The organism is Pedobacter sp. Leaf176, assembly GCF_001424305.1.
GTDB lineage: Bacteria > Bacteroidota > Bacteroidia > Sphingobacteriales > Sphingobacteriaceae > Pedobacter.
Genome location: NZ_LMPD01000001.1, coordinates 644195 through 662619 on the forward strand (window position 1 = coordinate 644195; position 18425 = coordinate 662619).

20 protein-coding genes are annotated in these 18425 nt (G+C 36.4%); 5 read left to right on the forward strand and 15 right to left on the reverse strand.

What is annotated here, in order from left to right; genetic code table 11:
* Nucleotides 1-5: 5 nt before the first annotated feature.
* The 10 genes from ASF92_RS21335 to ASF92_RS02940 all read right to left on the reverse strand — a co-directional run bounded on the left by ASF92_RS21335 (nucleotide 6) and on the right by ASF92_RS02940 (nucleotide 9350).
* The gene (locus ASF92_RS21335; protein ID WP_056087515.1) at nucleotides 6-1997 is read right to left on the reverse strand and encodes a M56 family metallopeptidase; all 1992 of its coding nucleotides are present in this window, start codon (nucleotides 1995-1997) and stop codon (nucleotides 6-8) included.
* Nucleotides 1994-2371, reverse strand: a complete 378-nt coding sequence (locus ASF92_RS02900) for a BlaI/MecI/CopY family transcriptional regulator (protein WP_056087520.1) — start codon at nucleotides 2369-2371, stop codon at nucleotides 1994-1996. The genes ASF92_RS21335 and ASF92_RS02900 overlap by 4 nt, the downstream gene beginning before the upstream one ends.
* A gap of 107 nt (nucleotides 2372-2478) precedes the next feature.
* On the reverse strand, nucleotides 2479-3120 hold the full coding sequence (locus tag ASF92_RS02905) for a response regulator transcription factor (protein ID WP_056087522.1): 642 nt from the start codon (nucleotides 3118-3120) through the stop codon (nucleotides 2479-2481).
* Between the two features lies 1 nt (nucleotide 3121).
* A complete protein-coding gene (locus tag ASF92_RS02910; RefSeq protein WP_197413215.1) occupies nucleotides 3122-3790 on the reverse strand; it encodes a sensor histidine kinase in 669 nt (222 codons plus the stop codon).
* Between the two features lie 89 nt (nucleotides 3791-3879).
* Nucleotides 3880-4530: a hypothetical protein gene (locus tag ASF92_RS02915; protein ID WP_056087528.1), complete on the reverse strand. Its 651-nt coding sequence runs from the start codon at nucleotides 4528-4530 to the stop codon at nucleotides 3880-3882.
* 26 nt (nucleotides 4531-4556) lie between these two features.
* Nucleotides 4557-5039: a hypothetical protein gene (locus ASF92_RS02920; RefSeq protein WP_056087531.1), complete on the reverse strand. Its 483-nt coding sequence runs from the start codon at nucleotides 5037-5039 to the stop codon at nucleotides 4557-4559.
* 501 nt (nucleotides 5040-5540) lie between these two features.
* Nucleotides 5541-7133, reverse strand: coding sequence for a M20/M25/M40 family metallo-hydrolase (locus tag ASF92_RS02925; protein ID WP_056087533.1), 1593 nt, complete (start codon nucleotides 7131-7133; stop codon nucleotides 5541-5543).
* Between the two features lie 245 nt (nucleotides 7134-7378).
* Nucleotides 7379-8176, reverse strand: a complete 798-nt coding sequence (locus tag ASF92_RS02930) for an ABC transporter permease (protein ID WP_056087536.1) — start codon at nucleotides 8174-8176, stop codon at nucleotides 7379-7381.
* A 2-nt stretch (nucleotides 8177-8178) separates the two neighbouring features.
* A complete protein-coding gene (locus ASF92_RS02935) occupies nucleotides 8179-9087 on the reverse strand; it encodes an ABC transporter ATP-binding protein (protein WP_056087539.1) in 909 nt (302 codons plus the stop codon).
* 2 nt (nucleotides 9088-9089) lie between these two features.
* Nucleotides 9090-9350 (reverse strand): hypothetical protein, encoded by a 261-nt coding sequence (locus tag ASF92_RS02940; RefSeq protein ID WP_056087541.1) that lies wholly within the window; start codon nucleotides 9348-9350, stop codon nucleotides 9090-9092.
* A 246-nt stretch (nucleotides 9351-9596) separates the two neighbouring features.
* Between ASF92_RS02940 and ASF92_RS02945 the strand changes: the two genes are divergently transcribed.
* Together ASF92_RS02945 and ASF92_RS02950 are read left to right on the forward strand one after the other, a co-directional pair.
* Nucleotides 9597-10628: a sensor histidine kinase gene (locus tag ASF92_RS02945; protein WP_056087544.1), complete on the forward strand. Its 1032-nt coding sequence runs from the start codon at nucleotides 9597-9599 to the stop codon at nucleotides 10626-10628.
* Between the two features lie 83 nt (nucleotides 10629-10711).
* A complete protein-coding gene (locus tag ASF92_RS02950; protein ID WP_056087549.1) occupies nucleotides 10712-11461 on the forward strand; it encodes a LytTR family DNA-binding domain-containing protein in 750 nt (249 codons plus the stop codon).
* A gap of 89 nt (nucleotides 11462-11550) precedes the next feature.
* Here ASF92_RS02950 and ASF92_RS02955 read toward each other — a convergent pair whose 3' ends face one another.
* Together ASF92_RS02955 and tnpA are read right to left on the reverse strand one after the other, a co-directional pair.
* Nucleotides 11551-12309: a 1-acyl-sn-glycerol-3-phosphate acyltransferase gene (locus ASF92_RS02955; protein ID WP_056087552.1), complete on the reverse strand. Its 759-nt coding sequence runs from the start codon at nucleotides 12307-12309 to the stop codon at nucleotides 11551-11553.
* A 56-nt stretch (nucleotides 12310-12365) separates the two neighbouring features.
* Nucleotides 12366-12827, reverse strand: a complete 462-nt coding sequence (tnpA, locus tag ASF92_RS02960) for an IS200/IS605 family transposase (protein ID WP_056087553.1) — start codon at nucleotides 12825-12827, stop codon at nucleotides 12366-12368.
* A gap of 45 nt (nucleotides 12828-12872) precedes the next feature.
* Here tnpA and ASF92_RS02965 point away from each other — a divergent pair, with 45 nt between their 5' ends.
* Nucleotides 12873-13088, forward strand: coding sequence for a hypothetical protein (locus ASF92_RS02965; RefSeq protein WP_056087557.1), 216 nt, complete (start codon nucleotides 12873-12875; stop codon nucleotides 13086-13088).
* Here the strand turns inward: ASF92_RS02965 and ASF92_RS02970 are convergent.
* Together ASF92_RS02970 and ASF92_RS02975 are read right to left on the reverse strand one after the other, a co-directional pair.
* Nucleotides 13083-13637: an NUDIX hydrolase gene (locus ASF92_RS02970; protein WP_056087559.1), complete on the reverse strand. Its 555-nt coding sequence runs from the start codon at nucleotides 13635-13637 to the stop codon at nucleotides 13083-13085. The two genes, ASF92_RS02965 and ASF92_RS02970, sit on opposite strands and share 6 nt — an antisense overlap.
* Before the next feature lie 61 nt (nucleotides 13638-13698).
* A complete protein-coding gene (locus ASF92_RS02975) occupies nucleotides 13699-16191 on the reverse strand; it encodes an outer membrane beta-barrel family protein (protein ID WP_056087562.1) in 2493 nt (830 codons plus the stop codon).
* Nucleotides 16192-16406: 215 nt separating this feature from the next.
* Here ASF92_RS02975 and ASF92_RS02980 point away from each other — a divergent pair, with 215 nt between their 5' ends.
* Entirely contained in the window at nucleotides 16407-17330 is a 924-nt protein-coding gene (locus ASF92_RS02980; RefSeq protein ID WP_056087565.1) for an NAD(P)-dependent oxidoreductase, read from the forward strand.
* A gap of 3 nt (nucleotides 17331-17333) precedes the next feature.
* Here the strand turns inward: ASF92_RS02980 and ASF92_RS02985 are convergent, their stop codons facing one another.
* Entirely contained in the window at nucleotides 17334-17792 is a 459-nt protein-coding gene (locus ASF92_RS02985; RefSeq protein WP_056087567.1) for a GNAT family N-acetyltransferase, read from the reverse strand.
* A gap of 141 nt (nucleotides 17793-17933) precedes the next feature.
* On the opposite strand from ASF92_RS02985, the gene ASF92_RS02990 reads away from it, so the two are divergent.
* The gene (locus ASF92_RS02990) at nucleotides 17934-18410 is read left to right on the forward strand and encodes an OsmC family protein (RefSeq protein ID WP_056087570.1); all 477 of its coding nucleotides are present in this window, start codon (nucleotides 17934-17936) and stop codon (nucleotides 18408-18410) included.
* The last annotated feature ends 15 nt before the right edge of the window (nucleotides 18411-18425 follow it).

An 18425-nucleotide genomic window follows, 5' to 3' on the forward strand; every position in this document is an offset into this window, starting at 1 on the left:
CAAAATTATAGTTTCGTTTTTATAATGCTCGATGAGTTATCCAATAATGGTTGTGGAAATTGAGGTTGTTTAAAGAGGCTGATCTTACTCACTTTAGAAGTAATTAATATTACCCCATTAGCACCGCTATTTCCATAAGTGGCGTAAGCACCAGCGTCTTTTAAAATTGAAATTGACTCAATCGTTTCAGGATTTATATGTTTCAATGCATTGTTTCCCTGTATTACACCATCAAGGACAACTAAAGGCGTTTTTTTTCCTTCAAAATCTTTAATGCTCAATGAAGTTGAAGTCATATTTTCTACAGTTGGCTTCGATTTTTCACTTTCCGTACTGAGCGTAAAATTTATATTTATATTGTATTTAACGCGGACCGCTTTCCCATTTTGAATGCCAGGTATCCATTTCGGTGATTCTGCTAATACTCGCTGTGCTTCTTCATCTGTACCGCTGCCTAAGCCGCGGGTAATTTTAATATCGCTTAGTTCGCCGTCTTTTTCCACAGTAAAAGATAGCCAAACCTTCCCCTGCACGTTATTGTTTTGGGCCGTTTTAGGATATCTGATACTTTTACCTAAATATTCATAAAACTTCTTCATTCCACCTGGAAATTCTGGAACTTTTTCAATGCTGACAAAGTCATAAACTTTTTCGGTGCCAGCCTCTTCTGTGGCATCGGAAGTTACTGAAGGTGCATAGCCGGTAACATTAAGCTGCTCCAATTCTTTGTGGCCTTCAGTATTATTAATGGTTTTATTTTGAATTTCGGATTCGGAACCATTCAATCTAAAAGCGACTTTTAACGCATATTTGCCATTCGCTACGTTTTTAAAGCCTTTAAAGGATAGAATTGCTTTCATAACTTCCTCATCACATCCTTTTCCTAAATCTGCATTGGTACTTAAGTCACTAACTTTGCCGTTTCTTAATGTAAACTTTATCAGCGCGTTACCTTGTAAATTATCTTCTAACGCATCTTTTGGATAGACCACTGACTTACTCAAAAAATTATAAAAGTCCTCCCAGTCTTGCTCAACTGGTAAATTTTGAATAACAACTTTTGCAGGAGTAGTTTCCGCAAAGTTTAGCTGCATTGGTTCTGTTACTATTTCCTGAACCAGCTTAAGCGGTTTCTCCAATGGAATTTGTTCCGAGAAAGCGAGGAGTTTTTGGTTTTTTCTAATGGTAGCCGATGAGAATACGATAAAAATAGCAAATAATGGAATTGAGATACCATATTTAAGTATTGCCGTCTTCTTAGAACGTTCTTTGTGAAGCATGTATATGCGTCTTTTGACTAAAGATTTATCGAAGAAATTACTGGTTAAATCATTCGGTCTGATTCCAAATGATTTACTTAAAATCAGCATGGCGTATTCAGCTTTGTCGCCTTGAAATTCAGCGGCATGTTCATCTGCTAAGAATTCGTGAATATTTTTTATCGCTTTTTTATAAAAATAAATTACAGGATTAAACCAGGTTACGATTCCGATTGCTTCGAAAAATAAGATGTCCAGGCTATGCCATTGTTTAATGTGCGCTTCCTCATGACTATCAATTACAGCCCTTTGCGGAAGCGCCGAATCAATCACTTTCTTGCCAAAAAAAGAAAAAGCTGAGCCTTCTTTTGCTCTTCTGATAAGTCTGTTTACGAGAAGCAGGTTGAAAATTAAACGGGAAAAGAAGAATAGAATTCCACCGCAATATGCATACACAAATAAGTTAGCCCAATTAAAGTTCCCTTGCCCTTCTGTTACAATTGTAGCTTGTTGTAAAACAGCATCCCATCTAACGGTAGTATAAACCTGTTGGGCTACCCTTTGTTCGGTAAGCCATTCTAATCGTATAAACGGTATGCTCAGGGATAAAATCCCTGCTGTAACCAAATAGAAACGATTTAGAGTAAAATAGGTTTCCTTATCTAAAAGCAGCTTGTAAAAGCCGTAAAAAACAATTAAATATAAGTTTACCTGCAGAAGGTAATGGGCAAAACTCATCTTGGTTTGTGTTTAATTTTATTAATCATTTTTAAAATTTCATCCACATCACTTAAATCCAGTTTCTCTTCTTTAACAAAAAATGAAAACATACTTTCTACTGAGTTTTCGAAATAATTACCCAATAATTTTTCGGTAGCATGGCGTTTATATTCTTCTTTACTGATTAAAGGATGGTACTGGTGTGCTTTACCGAAAGCTTCATGTCCAATAAATCCTTTAGTTTCAAGAATTCTGATGATTGTAGATACTGTATTATAGGCTGGTTTTGGAAATGGTAATTCATCAATTACCTCTTTAACAAATGCTTTTTCCAATTGCCACAACACTTGCATAATTTGCTCTTCAGCTTTAGTTAAATCTTTAATATCCATTTTATTTTGATTATAGAAACAGACAAAATATGTCTGTGATATTAAAGTTAAAACTAATTAATTAGTTAAACAAATATTTTGGCAATTATTTTTTACTCGTTTTAGGTTTAAATTTTAATGAGATTGTGCTTAATTCCGTAAACAACCAAGCCGGTTCTCGTTTTTATATTGAGTTTGGCGAACAAAGATTCGCGGTAATTATCTACTGTTCTAGGGCTGATATTCATCAGTTCTGCAATTTCTTTATAGGTAAATTCCGTACTGCAGTGCTGCAGAAATGTGAGTTCTTTTTCTGTAATTAGAGGTTTCGGTTCTTCTTGTTTAAGTGAAAATAGTAATCTTCCGGAAACCATTTCATTTATATAGAAACCTTTATCAATAATGGCTTTGATTGCTGCGATTAACTCGGACGGTGTGGAGCCTTTCAAAACATAGCCTCCCGCACCTGCTTTTAACATTCCGATTATTGCATTTTCATCTTCATGCATGCTCAGGGCCAACACATTTACCCGTGGATATTCTTTTTTTACATAGCGGGTTGCCGCGTAACCATCCATGATCGGCATATTAATATCCATTAAGACAAGCTGTACATCTGGATTTAGTTGCAACTGTTTTTGCATGTCGATGCCATTTTTAGCCTCAAAAACGACTTTTATTTCATCAAATTCTGATAAAAGATTGGCAACACCTGAACGAAAAAGCGTATGGTCGTCTACAATGCCTATAGATAAGATTTCTGTTTGCATACTATGGATATGGTATTTCAATGAAAATAGAGGTGCCTTTTTCCACAACCGAATTTACTTCTATTTTTCCTTTTATTAATTCCACTCTTTTTTGAATAGATGCCAGGCCTATCCCGGTTTTCTTAGTTCTGGCTGCCTCATAGTCAAAACCGATACCGTTTTCTTTAACCGTTAAGAATAAGGTTTCATTTTTCAGATAGGTATCGATATGAATTGAAGTCGCCTGTGCATGTTTAATAATATTGTTTATTATTTCCTGCAAGAGCCGGAGAATAATTAAATCCTTATCGGGAGAAGAAACACTTAATTCCAATAAATTGTTGCTCACCTGAAGTTCATAACCGCCAACTCTTTTTAACCAGTTTATTTCCTGTTCTATCGCATTTCCGATACCAGATTCGACAATTTGTTCTCCATGTAAAATTTTGGCAAGCTCTCTTATTTCTTTAATTGATTTATTAACCAAAGAAAGTGAATTTTCTATTTTTTCAGAAGCTTTCTCATTTTCAGGTACATTTATGGAATTTAAAGTTAAGGTTGTTAAACTTAATAACTGGCCAATATTGTCATGCAGTTCGGTCGCGATAGTTTGCATGGTTTGTTCCTGAACTTCGATATGCGTTTTTAATATTTCGGATTCAAACTTTTGACGCATGTTTTCTTTTTCCACAAAATGATTTTTTTTGTGACGATTATACGATCTGATGTAAAGTAATAAGAATATTGGCATCAATAAAAAAACCAATGAGGCTAATAAAATTATTGACATACTTTCCGTTGGCGAGCTCTGCATATAAAGGCGTAAATCCAAAAACCGTGTAAGAATACGTTAAGTGTATTGTATATAAATAGTCTGGTGCCATACTTTCCGAATGAATTTTCTCGAATGATATCATCAAAAAAATTAGCTAATGTGCCACCAAAGTAAAAAATTAACGTACCGCCAATCCACCAGAATGCGGGGTGGAATTTTAAGTCAACATAATTCTCATCTTTAAGCAGCAGATAAAAATACATCAGGGCATATACAACAAACACAACCGAAATAATACTTACGGTAAGTATGTTATAGCTATTTATTCCATAGAAAATAAAATACCCAATATAGATTATCAGGATAGCCAAATAAACTGAAAATATTAGCTTTTTAATATCCGCATACTCATTTAGAAATACGTAAAAGCCATAGGAAATAAAGCTAATTTCTATAAAGATATAGATGTTGTAAACCAGGAGGTTAGTATGGTAAGTTTTTGCACAGAACTTACCCAGTATTTCGGTTCCTACAGATAAAAAAAGATAAAGTAATAAGGTTCGCCAGAAAACAGATTTATCTCTTATTAGAAATATAATTCCAAAAAACAAACTTATAAGCTCTGTAATTACTATAAAACTAAAAAGGTATCGCATTAAGGGTGGTGTTAGTCATCTTAATATTAGTTCATTAAAGGACTTCCACCATCACATTCATTTGGGCACAAGCCCCCTCTGTTATCCGGATCTGTTGGTAAAGGAGGGTTGCAAATTGGGTGATTTCCTTTTTTATGAGGATGGCCATGGCCTAATTTATCCGTAAAATAATCTGTTTTTGGCACACCATTAATTACTTTGGTAACAACAAACAGTACGGTATTCATATCAACATAACTATCCGGTATTTTATCTCCATAATCCAATTTATTAATTGCGTCGATTATTTCCTGAGTATACCTTGCGAAATAGACCCTTACACCATCTCCGCCAAAACTTTTTACCTTTTCGGCAAGTTGGGCAATTTGCCCGGCCGGAAACCATGCTGCTTCAGTATAGGTGCCTTTACCAGTTGTTTGGCATTCTCTAAAGGCTGCAGTCATTTTTTTAGCAATATCTAAGGGGACGGTATTTTCTGAACCATCTTTTGTAAGGAATTTTTCTGTCATAAGGATTGTTTGTTTACGGCTTAAAAATGGTTATAAATACGCAGTTTATCAACCGTAAAATTACCTTCAAAATTACCGTAAAATTACCCTGTTAAAAAGGGTGTTTCAATCCTGAGATTTAGTGTTTATACATTTAAATTTGAATCAATGAAAGCGTAATGATTAGGCTTTTTAATTGAGAGCCAAATCATTTAAATAAAGTAGAAACCAAACTGCCTGACTATATCACTACAAATTACTTATTGATTTTATTTGTAATATTTCCGGAAGAAATATAAAATAAAGAGAATTTTAAAGGAATTTAATGATTACAACATATGTATCGTCTGGTTAAATAATATTAAAAAGATTGCTGTCGCAGCACGCCTCTCAAACACCTCAATTAAATTGCTTACATCAGTAAGCCATCTATCTTTTTAGCTTTAGTTAGGATTGTGAAAACAATCCAAAGAAAAGGTCCCGATGAAAATCGGGACCATTCTTATTTGAGCATATTTAAATTTAATTACGGGCAGGTGCAGTCGCTCCGCTTGAAGCCGCGGCAGGTGCAGTTGGCAACGCCTTTCTTGGGATTTGTGCATCGCGTTGCGATGTATTATAGACGAAAGATGCAATAATTGTTGCAGCCTGCTTTAAATCGTCTTCAACTAACCTATCGTAAGTATCCATATTACTATGGTGTGTACGTGTATTGTAATCCATTGGGTCTTGAATAAACTGGAAGCCAGGAATACCAACAGCATCAAATGCCTGGTGATCGGTACCACCAGTGTTGCTCACCGTAATTGTAGTTGCGCCTAAATCTGCGAATGGGGTTAGCCAGCTTTTAAAAATTGGGCCTGCTGCTTCGTTACCTTGCAAATAAACGCCTCTGATTTTTCCTGTTCCGTTATCTAAGTTATAATATGCAGATATTTTTTTCTGATCGGTTGTTAAAACCATGGTTTTCGGGTCGCCAAAGTGTTTTGCAACGTAACCTCTTGAACCAAATAAGCCCTGTTCTTCTGAACTCCACAGTGCGATGCGGATGGTGCGTTTTGGCTTAAATTCTATTGATTTTAAAATCCGCATCGCTTCCATCATAACTGCGGAACCCGCTGCATTGTCTGTTGCCCCCGTTGCGGCGTGCCACGAATCAAAATGACCACCAATCATCACCAATTCATCTTTAAGTTTTTTATCCGTACCAGGAATTTCAGCGATTACGTTATAGCCCTTAGGATCTTGATCGTAAAAAGAAGTTTTGATGTCTGCCTCTAGTTCTACCGGTTTGCCAGCACGTAATAAGCGAAGGATGTGCAAATAGTCTTCAGCTGCAACTTCGAGTTCAGGAGAAACGGGTTTAGCATCTAAAGCGTAAGAAGCTCCATTGCTTGTAAAGAAAGTTCCTTGTCCGCCGCGGGCATAGGTTAAAATTAAGCCTACTTTTTCTTCAACAAGCATTGCGCTCATTGCCGCGCGTACCTCACGCATTTTCATCATTTGCGCCATCATGTTGTTTGCTCCACCAGGGCGAGGTCCTCTCTGACCGCTAGCCATAGGTTTTGCTTCTGCCATTTTAGCCAGAGTTGTATCTGCATAGCGAGAAAAATCTGGTCTGGCTCCGCTTGTTAATGGCGCACCAGCATCCATCATAACAATTTTACCGGCTAACTTGCCTTTGTATTTTGCTAAGTCGGCAACACTATCTGCTTTAATTAATACCACATTAGATTTAATCGGGCCGTTGGTTCCTGGTGTCCAGGCCTTTGGAGATGCAATAATTGCATGATAATACGGCAGCGTTGTGGCGGCATAATATTTATCGACCTGCCATCCTTTGCCAAAAGTACCCCAGGCTTCTAAGTGTACATTTTTTAATCCCCAATCGGTTAGTTGTTTCATTGCCCATTCCTGCGCTCTTTTTAAACCAGGTGAATTCGATAAACGTGGTCCATTAGCATCAGTAAGATTGAATGAAATGTCCATTACTTTGGAATTTTCTAATCCTTCTTTTCTGATTTTTGATACAATGGCTGCATCGGGGGCTTCTTGAGCAAAAGCATACATGCATAAGCACAAAGCGAATGCTGTTGTTGTAAATCTTTTTATCATTTTTAAGTTAGGTTGGTTATTTTCTACCTAAAAATAAGTTTAATTATAGATTAAACGCTTTTACCATGAGATTTTTACATGAATTTCGACGCATTTGATCCGGTAAAGATAATGGGAGCGAAAATTTTTGATTAAAACCTTATTGAAGGAAGATTATCGCAATTTTGGTTTTTTGGTGCAGCCTTAGAACGAAAAAGGGTGTGCTTTAACTGGAATATTTTAATTCCTTCCAAAAAATCTGATAATTATTTTATACTTTTTTTAGAAACGATAAGGTAGCCGATAACGAAGAGCACGGCAGCATAAATTAAACTGGTGTAAACCTCTTTCGTAAAAATGTCGAAGGCTAGAGGGTCGCCGCCAGACTTTACTTTTGTAATCCTTAAAGCAAGCGTTGGTAAGCTATACGGAATTAGGTAAGCGTACTGCCAATTTAAACTTGCTGTTACGATACCCATTATGGTGCCTACGAAACCGATACCCATAGGTTTTAAAAAATCGCCCCAAACTAAGCTTAAAATAAATTGAAGTGATAAAATCCCTAAAGATGAAAGGAATAATTTAGCATAAGAATTAAACAGAATTGTCGATGGATTGTATTCGTTGAATGTGTATTTTGGAACTGATGCCTGTAGTAAATGGCCAAGACCATAGGTTAATGCGGCAAACAAAGCGAGGCAAATAAATATTAATAAGACGGCATACAAATACTTGGCAGCATATATAGAGAACTTATTTAACGGTTGGGCAAAAAGCGTTTTCCAGGTATCGTTTTTATGTTCGATGTTGTTGACCGAAAAGGCCATAAAAATAACATAGAAAGGCATAATCAGCATGCCCATAACATTTAAAGTTGCACCACTGTAATGCGCCCAAAGCAATAAGCCAGGGTAACCCATTTTAAGTATTTTATCCGAGTTGGCATAAAAACCGAACGAGACTAAGCTGCAAATAACAACTGGAAGTAAAATCGCGGCCCAAAATGCCAGTGTTTTTCTTGATTTGTAAAATTCGGAAACTAGAGAAATATAAAGTGAGCGCATGGTTAATTATTTTTAGTGATATCCAGGAAAAGATTTTCTAAATCTTTTCTCTGTTTATAAAGACTGGAAACCGTAAAGCCGTTTTTAATTAAAAGCGTGTTCAGGATTCCGCTGTCTTCCGGAGAAGTAAAGGGTACAATTATCTTTCTATCTGTTTGCTCGATAATTTCATAACCCGAATCAGCAATTAGGATTGCTGCATTTACGATATCATCAATTTCAATTTCGAGCATTGGTTTGCTGAGTAGGTGCAGTTCATTTATGGTGCCTTGAAACAGTAATTGTCCTTTATTTATAATGCCAACGTGTGTTGCCGTGCGTTCTATTTCTGCTAATAAATGACTTGAAACTAAAATGGTTTTGTTATGTTTCGATGCCAGATCTATCATCAAATTACGGACTTCAATAATCCCATTTGGATCTAAGCCGTTCGTAGGTTCATCTAATAATAAGAGTTCGGGATCGGAAATAAGTGCCAGAGCAATGCCTAACCGCTGTTTCATGCCTAAAGAGTATTTACCCGATTTTTTATTTGCAGCTTCGGATAAGCCCACCAATGCAAGCATTTCATCGGCTTTACTTTTTTTAATTCCTAAGAGAATACAGCGGTTGATAAGATTCTCTTTTCCGGTTAAATGACCGTAAATGGCGGGTTGTTCTACTAAAGCACCTACACGCCTTAAAGTCGCAATGCGATTGCTGTTAATTTCTTTACCAAAAATAAAAACCTGATCAGCAGGAGACTGAAGCAGGTTTAACAAAATTTTTATTGTAGTGGTTTTGCCAGCACCATTGGGCCCTAAAAAACCATAAATGCTACCTTTTGGTACTTGCAGTAATAAATCTTTAACAACGGTTTGATTGCCAAAGTTATAATTTAACCCTACGGTTTCAATGGCGAAATTGCTCATGCTTATTTAAAAATAGCAGTTGCTTGTTTCACGATAGATGTTGAAGCTTTGGCAGGTTTAACTACTATTTCTGCATTGTTATTTTGATTGGTGTTTACAGTAAGTGTTAATACAATCATCATAAAGACAGGCAATAACAAAAGTAAAAATGGCGAAGTGTTGGCTAACTTTTTCATAACAGGTTTATTTATTTTAAGAGCGATGAAGCTTTCAGCAGAAAGTGATAATTGATTTTTCGAGATGTTTACTGCTGGCGTTTTCATAATTGTTTTGTTTTGATGATTCAAAGAAACACAAGAAAATAACGCTGCTAAAATCTATTATACCAAATGTTCAAGATTATAGATAAACGGGTATTTTTGGCGTTTGTCGATAAATTTTGGCGATTGGGCCGTTGGTAGAAAAAAAATGCCAGTTGGTAGATTGTTTAGTTGATAAGAATATTTCTTTATTTATTTTGGTTGAATCATTTTGGTGGGTCTGATGACCTAAATTCCTATAATTGTAACATGAAAAAAAGTAGAGGGCCTTTAATCTTACACATAATTTTTTGGGGTATAATTCTCTTAATAATCGGGTTGGCATTGTTCTTTGAGAAAGAACGCCATACGATGAAAGATTATATTTTATCTTTTGGAGTTTTTGGTGTAATTAATGTATCTATATTCTATATAAATTACATTTTTCTGATACCTGAGTTCATTAAGAAGCACAAAAAATATTGGCTTTTCGTCTTATCGTTTATTTCATTAATCGTTGCGGCCACTCTGATAAAAACGGTCATTGCTGTTTTAAATCCTGAGGAGTTGTTAAAGTATAAGATTGACGGGAACGTACGCGAGTTTTCCGTAAATGCGTTTGCGATCAATAGTATTTTTTCAGCTGGTTTTTTCCTGGTCAGTAGTTGTATCATTAGTTTTATTATTGATTGGTTTTCGAGTCAGAGCATTCGACGTAACCTGGAAAGTGAACGCCGTGAAATGGAACTTCAGTTTTTAAAATCACAGTTAAACCCACATTTTCTGTTCAATTCATTAAATAACATTTATTCGCTGGCCTATCAAAAATCAGACAAAACAGCTGATGCAATAATGAAACTTTCGGAAATTATGCGTTACATGATTTATGAAAGTAATACGCCTACGGTTGCCCTAAGTAAGGAAGTCGATTATCTGAAAAATTACATCGAATTGCAAAAAATAAGGTTTAAGGATGGCGCCTTTGTTGAAATCGTTTTGAATGGTGAAATCGACGATCAAAAAATAGTTCCGTTGATGCTCATTTCCTTTGTGGAGAATGCTTTTAAGCATGGTGTTGTGAATGATCCGGCAGAGCCTGTTAAAATTGAAATTATTGCCAATCAAAAGATTTTGCATTTTAGCGTCATTAATAAAAAGAATAACCAAAATAAAGATGCACAGGGTGGTGTCGGTTTAGTCAATGTTGAGCGCCGCCTGCAACTGATTTATCCCGATAGATATAAATTAAATGTTGTAAATTCGGCTACGCATTACACCTGCGAGCTGATGATTGATATTTGATTATCGCTGAAGATTAAGAACCAAATTGAAAAGCAAAACCAGGAACATCCTGAGTTAATAACCGATACCGAATACTGAAAAAAATGAACTTAAACTGTATTGTTGTTGATGACGAGCCTTTAGCGCTTGATATTTTGGAAGACTATATATCCAAGGTGCCTTTTTTAACCATGGTTAAGAGATGCGAAAACCCGATTGAAGCTTTACAAATCGTTCAGGGTGGGGGTGTTGATTTGGTTTTTCTCGATATCCAGATGCCTGAGTTAACCGGTATTCAATTCTTAAAAATTGCTGGGAATAAATGTAATTATATTCTGACAACAGCATATCCACAGTACGCTTTAGAGAGTTATGATTTGAATGTTTCTGATTATCTTTTGAAGCCGATAGCTTTCGATCGTTTTTATAAAGCCGTGGAAAAAGTGCATAACCAGGCGAAACCTGCCGATGCTGCTCCGCCACAAAGTCAACCCTTAGTTACACCTGCACCTTTTTCAAGTTCGCCAAACCCTGTTCAAGACTTTATCTTTGTTAAAACCGAGCATAAAATTCAGAAAATTTACCTTCATGATATTTTATACATAGAAGGATTGAAAGATTACATTTCTATTTTTACAAAAGATGAGCGCATTATCACTCTGCAGAGTATGAAGAAAATGGAGGAAGCATTACCAAAAAGTCAGTTTATAAGGGTACACAAATCTTATATTGTTGCGGTGGATAAAATTGAAAGCATTGAGCGAAGCCGTATTACCATCAACAAAAAGATTATTCCGGTTGGCGATACCTATAGAGATGAATTTTTCAAAGTTATTGGAAATAAGAACATCTAGAAAAACATGGAAAGCGCCAGGCGTTTAGCGTCGATTAACCAGTTCAACAATTAACCAACTAACCTTTATACATACGGATTATTAGAAAATTACAAAACCGCAGGTTGCTCGATTGACTGGTTCAAAATTTTCCTGATTTCCGTTTCAATTTCTAGCGTAATCTCATTTGGTGTTTTAATACCAGGTTCAATGGGTTTTAAAACCGTCCAGCGTAAGGCATTTCCGGCTGTTAAAGGAAACATCCCGAAACGTACAATCTTCCATGAATTTTCAATTGCAACCGGAACAACCAACGCATTTGGTACAACCTTAAGCAATGTTGCAATTCCACCAAACTGGAAAGTTTTCAGCTGCCCGTCTTTAGCTCTGGTTCCCTCAGGGAATATAACTGTACTCCAGTTGTTTTCTTTCATCCTTCGCCCTAGTTTAATAATTTCTGAAATTGCTTGTTTATTGTCTTTACGATCGATGTTTGCACCACCGCCAACGCGCAAATTAATAGAGATTGAAGGAATGCCTTTGGTAAGCTCAATTTTTGAAATAAACTTGGCATGGTGTTTACGTAAAAACCAAATCAGCGATGGAATGTCATACATGCTCTGGTGATTGGCAGCAAAAATGATTGGTCTGTTGGTTGGTAAATCGAATTCATTTTTAAAGGAAATTGAATTCACCAGAAAGATCTGGCAGTAAGTCAGAAAAAAATTCAAAGCATCAACCGAAACCTTATGTGCCTTGTAACCGAAAAATTTAATGCAAATCCATTGGATCGGATGAAAAATACAAAGACTTAAGGCGAAAAAAAAGTAAAATACCGGGCTTAAAATGTAGCCAAAAAGCTTGCTCATTGAATGGTTTTATGAAGCAAAGATAGGAATATTGTCTATTGCAATAAGAACGAATATTATTCGAGTGGGACAAATATATATTTTTCATCATATTCAACTTCAAAGGCTTTTAAAAAGTCCAGGTACTCCTTTTGAAATGATTTCTTTTGATGATGCTTTTCTTGATTTTGAATGTACCTGATTACATTTTTAACATGGCTTTGTGAGTAAGAAAATGCACCAAAGCCTTCTTGCCATGAAAATCGTTTCTTACTAAAACCGTTATGGTTTACCCATTTAGAACTTTCTGTTTTAATGTTTTGAACTAATGCGGAAATTGCCTGATTTGGGCGCATTCCAATTAGTATATGAATATGATCGGGCATTGAATTAATTTGTAGCATTTTGTGATTATTGTGTTGCACAATCCCAGTAATATATTGCAGCAGTCTTTCTTTCCATTCCGAACTAATTAATGCTTCCCGATATTTGACCGCAAAAACAAATTGAATGTGTAATTGGGTATATGTATTTGGCATATTTCAATTTTAAACAATATACCTAATTTTTACCAATCGTTCCAAATGGAACGAAACATATTATCCTATCTGATCTATCAAGCAATTGCTCCGATGGAGCAAAAAGCAAGGCACATAATAATATTTGTAAATATTAAAGACGATGTTCTTCTACAAGCTAATAAACGCAAAGTATTTGTCCCTTCGGGACAATTGCCATTTGGAAAAATGGGTGCAATTTTTTATGTTCCACCAGGAACATCTGATGGGATAAATTTATAATTCACCATTTAACAACATTAGTTTGGCTTTTAAAATTGCAGCAACGCTCATCGAATCTGTAATTTTACCATTCAGCACCATTTGATATGCCTCCTCGAGTGGTAGCTTTCTAACAATAAGTTCTTCTGTTTCTTCAGGCATGGCAATACCTTGAATTAGTTCTGTGGCGATATAAATGATACTCAACTCATCGCTCACGGAATTTGATAAATGCATTCGCTGAATCTCTTTCCAGTTTTTGGCACTCATACCGGTTTCTTCAAGCAACTCCCGCCTGGCACTTTCGATCGGCTCTTCACCCAGCGGACCGCCACCTTCAGGAATTTCCCAGCTATAAGCCTTTAAGGGAAAACGATATTGGCCAACCAACCAGGTATTGTAATCTTCATCCAAAGGCAAAATGCCAATAGCGTAATTTTTGAAGTGTACCTCACCATAAATTCCTTTTCCACCAGATGGATTTATAACCTGGTGTTCGGTAAGCCGAATCCAGTTGTTATCGTATTTGATTTCGCTTTCAAGGGTTTTCCAGGGATTGATTTCTTCCATCACGCAATATAAATGAATTATAAAAAAAAGCGCTTAAATTTCTTCAAGCGCTTTATGTTAATTAGAAAGAACCTTCATCTGGTCTGTTTTCCTGTTGGTCGTCTTTTTTAGGTTTCTTCGTGTTGTTAAATAATGTTTTTCCGAAACGGTAAGAGAAAGTTAAGTTTCCCATCGTGCCTTGCATCTGGCGTTGAAAATCGACAATTGTTGAGGCATCTTCTGTTGTCATGCTCCATCTGCGGGTGTTAAATACATCTCTGACATTGAAGCTAAGTGATGCTTTTTTATTTGGGAAATCATATTTAGCACCCCCATCGATACCATACATTGCATTGCGTTTTCCTTGTGCCATTACCTCTGGTGCACGGTAATCGCCACGTACCTGTACCGATACATTTTTTGCAACAGTTAAATTTCCAGTTATGTTGGCGTTCCAGCTAAATCCACTTGTTGTTGCAATATTGAAACGCTGATCCCCAAAAAACTTACTTTGATATAAGTTTACGTTTGTTGTAAAATTTAACGCTTTTACCAAATCGAAACGACCGATCAATTCTAAACCGCTGTTAATTTGACGGGATAAGTTTTGAGGCGTAGATGTGATGATTCCGTTGATATCAGGTGTACTTCTTACCCTTTGAATAACATCATTGGTTTGGCGGTAATATAAACTGGACGTTAAAGTTACTTTTTTGAAGTATTTGCTGTAACCCAATTCGAATGAATGTACATCTTCCGGCAATAAATTGGGGTTACCTCCCCTGTAGTTTAACGGGTCGGAGACGTCTAAAAACGGGTTTGTATCCCATGGTCTTGGACGATTAACGCGACGGGTATAACTCAGTTGAATTGTATTATCCCCCTTCAGCTTCTGGGTTAAAAAGACACTTGGATACAACCTTTTATAATGAATATTTCCAGCACTGGCGGTTAATATGTTATTTGTGTAACCTTCTAAATGGGTATCAAGACGGGCATCTTCAGCTCTTAAACCTAATTGGTACCCGAAATCTTTAATTTGATTTTGATAATTTAAATAAAGAGCATGAACCTGATCTTTACTATCGAAATTATTAATTAACTTATTATTCTCAATGTAAATATTGGAAGCTGTTAAAATTGAATCGGCATACTGACCATTATCGCCTAAGCGGATTTGACTGCGATAACCAGCTTCAATCTTTCCTGCTTTGCCAACAGGTAAGGTATAATCCGCCTGAATGTTGTAATTTGTGTTATCACCCGTGTTGAATGTACGCTGCAAACTGCGGTTTAAATTTATAGCAGCACCGTTTAAGTTCGTTACGTTCGTATTGTAAGTCTGGTCATTATCGTTTGTGCCATAAGAATAACCAAAGTTAAAGGTCAACTCCTCTTTAGGTTTTTTAAATTTCTGGCTATAATCTAAGTTTAAATCGTAGCTGTTTCCACTTCCGCTAGTAATGTTATTTCTATTGCTAAGTAACACCGGATTTAAAGATGTGCCGAGTTGACTAATGCTTATCGCCTCGTTACGGTCGTTCTCCCTCGAGTTAAAACCACCTGATAGACTTACCACACTTTTTGGAGCAACATAATAATCAATACCCGCTTTTGCATTATGGCCTTTATCTAAAGAACTTGAAGATGTATTCTGATTTGCGAAGGCTGTAGAACTTACAGGGTTTTTATACGTAATGTCCTGAAAACCGCCGCCAATACGATTCCCATAACGGTAGCTGTAGTTCCCATAAACATTCAATTTACTGTTTTGAAAACTTAGATTTGTATTTGCGTTATAGTTATCGCGGTTACCAGCCGTTAATGCTGCCGAACCATTAAAACCTAATTTTGTGTTTTTCTTCAATACAATGTTGATTATACCCGACTGACCTTCAGCATCGTATTTAGCCGATGGGTTTGTAATAACCTCCACACTCTCAATAGAACTTGCAGGAATGGACTGTAAAATTTGGGCAACATTACCACCTGCAATTAATGAGGGCTTACCATCAATCAAAACCTTTACACCCGTAGAACCACGTAAACTTACGTTTCCATCCATATCGGTTGAAACTGAAGGAACATTTTGTAATAAGTCGCCCGCTGAACCACCTTCACTTACTAAACTTTGATCAACTGAAAAAATTTTCTTATCGATACCCATCTGGATAGCCGATTTTTGCGCAGTTACCGTTACATCTTTTAATATGTTGCCCGCAGCAGGATTCATTTTAATTTCGCCAAAATTTAACGTGCCTGTAGCGGCAGTTATGGTTACGTTATCTCTTACCATGGTTTGGTAACCAACAAAGCTAATTTTGAATGTAAATGTTCCAACTGGCAAATCGGCCATGGTAAAAGCACCATTCATATCTGTTTGTGCTACTTTAGCATTCGCTTTGGTTTCCTTATTGATTAGAACTGCTGTAGCAAAAGGGATGGTCTCCTGAGTTTTGGCATCTTTTAGTACACCGGAAATTTTTGCTTTGCTACCAGTTTGAGCGAATAGACTAAAGGAAAGTAGTAAAAAGAATGTAGTGATTAGTATCGTTTTTGATTGTAATAGTCTCATTAAATTTTAAAAGTTTTATTAGTTTTTGTAAAGAGTGACAAAGAAACGGCAAGGAAGTTTAAAATAAGTGCAGTAACTATTTTATTACAGCCATTGCACCGTAATATTTTTGTTGGTTTTTATTGGCTTGTTTGCATCATAAAGCCCAGAAAATTGCTTTCATCACGTAATTAAAAAACTAAACCAAAATCATAAATTGTTACTTTTGTTTTATAATGAGTAAAAAAATATTAATAGTTGATGATTTGCATCCCGCATTTAAAGAAGCGGCCATTAAATTGGGTTATGAGGTAGATGACGAGCCAAAAATTACTCGCCGGGAAACGCTGGATAAAATTGCTGTTTATGAAGGCATTGCTGTTAGAACAAAATTCCGGATTGATGCTGAAGTTTTTGCTGCTGCACCGAATTTGAAGTTCGTTGCCCGTGCAGGTGCAGGTTTGGATAACATTGACGATAAAATTGCTTTTGAGCGTAATATTCAACTCATAAATGCACCCGAAGGAAACCGGGATGCGGTCGGAGAACATGCCATAGGTCTACTTTTAGCCTTGATGAATAATTTCCGCAAGGCTGACATGGAAATCAGGAGCGGAATTTGGAATAGGGAAGGGAACCGTGGTTTCGAACTGAAAGGAAAAAAGGTTGGTATCATTGGGTATGGCTTCATGGGTCAGAGTTTTGCCAGAAAGCTTGCGGGTTTTGAGGTTGATGTTATGGCTTATGATAAATATAAAACCGGTTTTAGTGATGCCTTCGCCCGTGAGGTGAGTATGGAAGAAATTGTAAAGCATAGTGATGTGCTAAGTTTACATATTCCACTAACTTCCGAAACCAGGCAAATGATTAATGACGAATATTTTTTCCATTTTAAAAAACCGATTTTCTTTATAAACACAGCTAGAGGTGAAATAGTTAACACGTTGGCAGTACTTAATAATCTTGAATCGGGTAAAATTCTGGGCGCTGGTTTAGACGTTCTGGAGGCCGAAAAATTTCCTTCATTGGGCGAAAAAAGCTGGTATGAAGCATTAAAAGCAAATGAAAAAGTAATTTTAACACCGCATGTTGGTGGTTGGACATTCGACTCTTACCGCAAAATTTCAGAGGTTTTAGCTGAAAAATTGAAGGCCTTATAGAATTTATTTCTTCCAGGTAATTTTCACCGCCGACATTTTTTCATTTTCCAGTCTGATTTCAGGACAAAGCAAGAAACCATTTTTCAAATAAAAGTTTAGTGGCGATTTATAGATTTCGCCATTTAACTTTACGGCTTCCTTATCGATAACCCAGGCAGTTAAAACAGTTTCATCTTCCTTTAGCGAATTTAATAGCGCTGTTCCTTTGCCCTGGCCGTGAATTTTTTTATCGATAATTATGGCGAACCATTTTTCATTGTCTCTAATAAATTTGCAGGCCCAGGCCAGTATTTCACCGTTTTCACCTTCTAGTAAATAGTGGACAGGATCTGATAAACCAGCTAAATAATTATCAAATCCATTCGAATCAATAAAGTTTAATGATTCTGGATATTCATTATTCCAGATTCCAGAGATTTGGGTTTTTTCTGAGTTAGTTAGGGAAGTTTTAGTGAGAAGCATTGGCGGAGCTGTTGTAAAATCCTTGGCGAATATAATCTTTTACCCTCTAACCCTTAAATCTCTTCTTAAACCTTTCCCAGAAACACATTCAAATCAATCTTAATTTCTTAAATTGGCAATACAATTTCTAAAAATTACATCATGCCGAAAGATCACTTATACAAAACAACGGTAACCTGGACAGGCAATAAAGGCTCGGGTACAATGGATTACCGCTCCTACGATCGCGATTATTTAATTTCTGTAACTGGTAAAGCTGATATTTCGGGTTCATCAGATTCTGCATTTTTGGGCGATAAATCAAAATATAATCCTGAAGATTTACTGCTGGCGTCAATTTCGAGTTGCCACATGCTTTGGTATTTGCATTTATGCTCGAAAAACGAAATTGTTGTTATCGATTATAAAGATGAGGCGGTTGGTACGATGGAAGAATCGGCAGATGGAAGTGGTAAATTCAGAGAGGTAACTTTACATCCACAGGTTTTAATAGCTGATAAGGCACATTTTGAACTTGCAGAATCTTTACATAAAGAAGCGAATAAAATGTGTTTCATTGCAAATTCGCTTAATTTTCCTGTTAAGCACGAAGCAAACTGTAAAGCGGAGCATGGGTAACCGTTTTTCGTTGGC

Coding starts and splice junctions, on each gene's coding strand:
- ASF92_RS21335 (WP_056087515.1), bottom strand. CDS start 1,997: ATGAGTTTTGCCCATTACCTTCTGCAGGTAAACTTATATTTAATTGTT.
- ASF92_RS02900 (WP_056087520.1), bottom strand. CDS start 2,371: ATGGATATTAAAGATTTAACTAAAGCTGAAGAGCAAATTATGCAAGTG.
- ASF92_RS02905 (WP_056087522.1), bottom strand. CDS start 3,120: ATGCAAACAGAAATCTTATCTATAGGCATTGTAGACGACCATACGCTT.
- ASF92_RS02915 (WP_056087528.1), bottom strand. CDS start 4,530: ATGCGATACCTTTTTAGTTTTATAGTAATTACAGAGCTTATAAGTTTG.
- ASF92_RS02920 (WP_056087531.1), bottom strand. CDS start 5,039: ATGACAGAAAAATTCCTTACAAAAGATGGTTCAGAAAATACCGTCCCC.
- ASF92_RS02925 (WP_056087533.1), bottom strand. CDS start 7,133: ATGATAAAAAGATTTACAACAACAGCATTCGCTTTGTGCTTATGCATG.
- ASF92_RS02930 (WP_056087536.1), bottom strand. CDS start 8,176: ATGCGCTCACTTTATATTTCTCTAGTTTCCGAATTTTACAAATCAAGA.
- ASF92_RS02935 (WP_056087539.1), bottom strand. CDS start 9,087: ATGAGCAATTTCGCCATTGAAACCGTAGGGTTAAATTATAACTTTGGC.
- ASF92_RS02940 (WP_056087541.1), bottom strand. CDS start 9,350: ATGAAAACGCCAGCAGTAAACATCTCGAAAAATCAATTATCACTTTCT.
- ASF92_RS02945 (WP_056087544.1), top strand. CDS start 9,597: ATGAAAAAAAGTAGAGGGCCTTTAATCTTACACATAATTTTTTGGGGT.
- ASF92_RS02950 (WP_056087549.1), top strand. CDS start 10,712: ATGAACTTAAACTGTATTGTTGTTGATGACGAGCCTTTAGCGCTTGAT.
- ASF92_RS02955 (WP_056087552.1), bottom strand. CDS start 12,309: ATGAGCAAGCTTTTTGGCTACATTTTAAGCCCGGTATTTTACTTTTTT.
- tnpA (WP_056087553.1), bottom strand. CDS start 12,827: ATGCCAAATACATATACCCAATTACACATTCAATTTGTTTTTGCGGTC.
- ASF92_RS02965 (WP_056087557.1), top strand. CDS start 12,873: ATGGAACGAAACATATTATCCTATCTGATCTATCAAGCAATTGCTCCG.
- ASF92_RS02970 (WP_056087559.1), bottom strand. CDS start 13,637: ATGGAAGAAATCAATCCCTGGAAAACCCTTGAAAGCGAAATCAAATAC.
- ASF92_RS02975 (WP_056087562.1), bottom strand. CDS start 16,191: ATGAGACTATTACAATCAAAAACGATACTAATCACTACATTCTTTTTA.
- ASF92_RS02980 (WP_056087565.1), top strand. CDS start 16,407: ATGAGTAAAAAAATATTAATAGTTGATGATTTGCATCCCGCATTTAAA.
- ASF92_RS02985 (WP_056087567.1), bottom strand. CDS start 17,792: ATGCTTCTCACTAAAACTTCCCTAACTAACTCAGAAAAAACCCAAATC.
- ASF92_RS02990 (WP_056087570.1), top strand. CDS start 17,934: ATGCCGAAAGATCACTTATACAAAACAACGGTAACCTGGACAGGCAAT.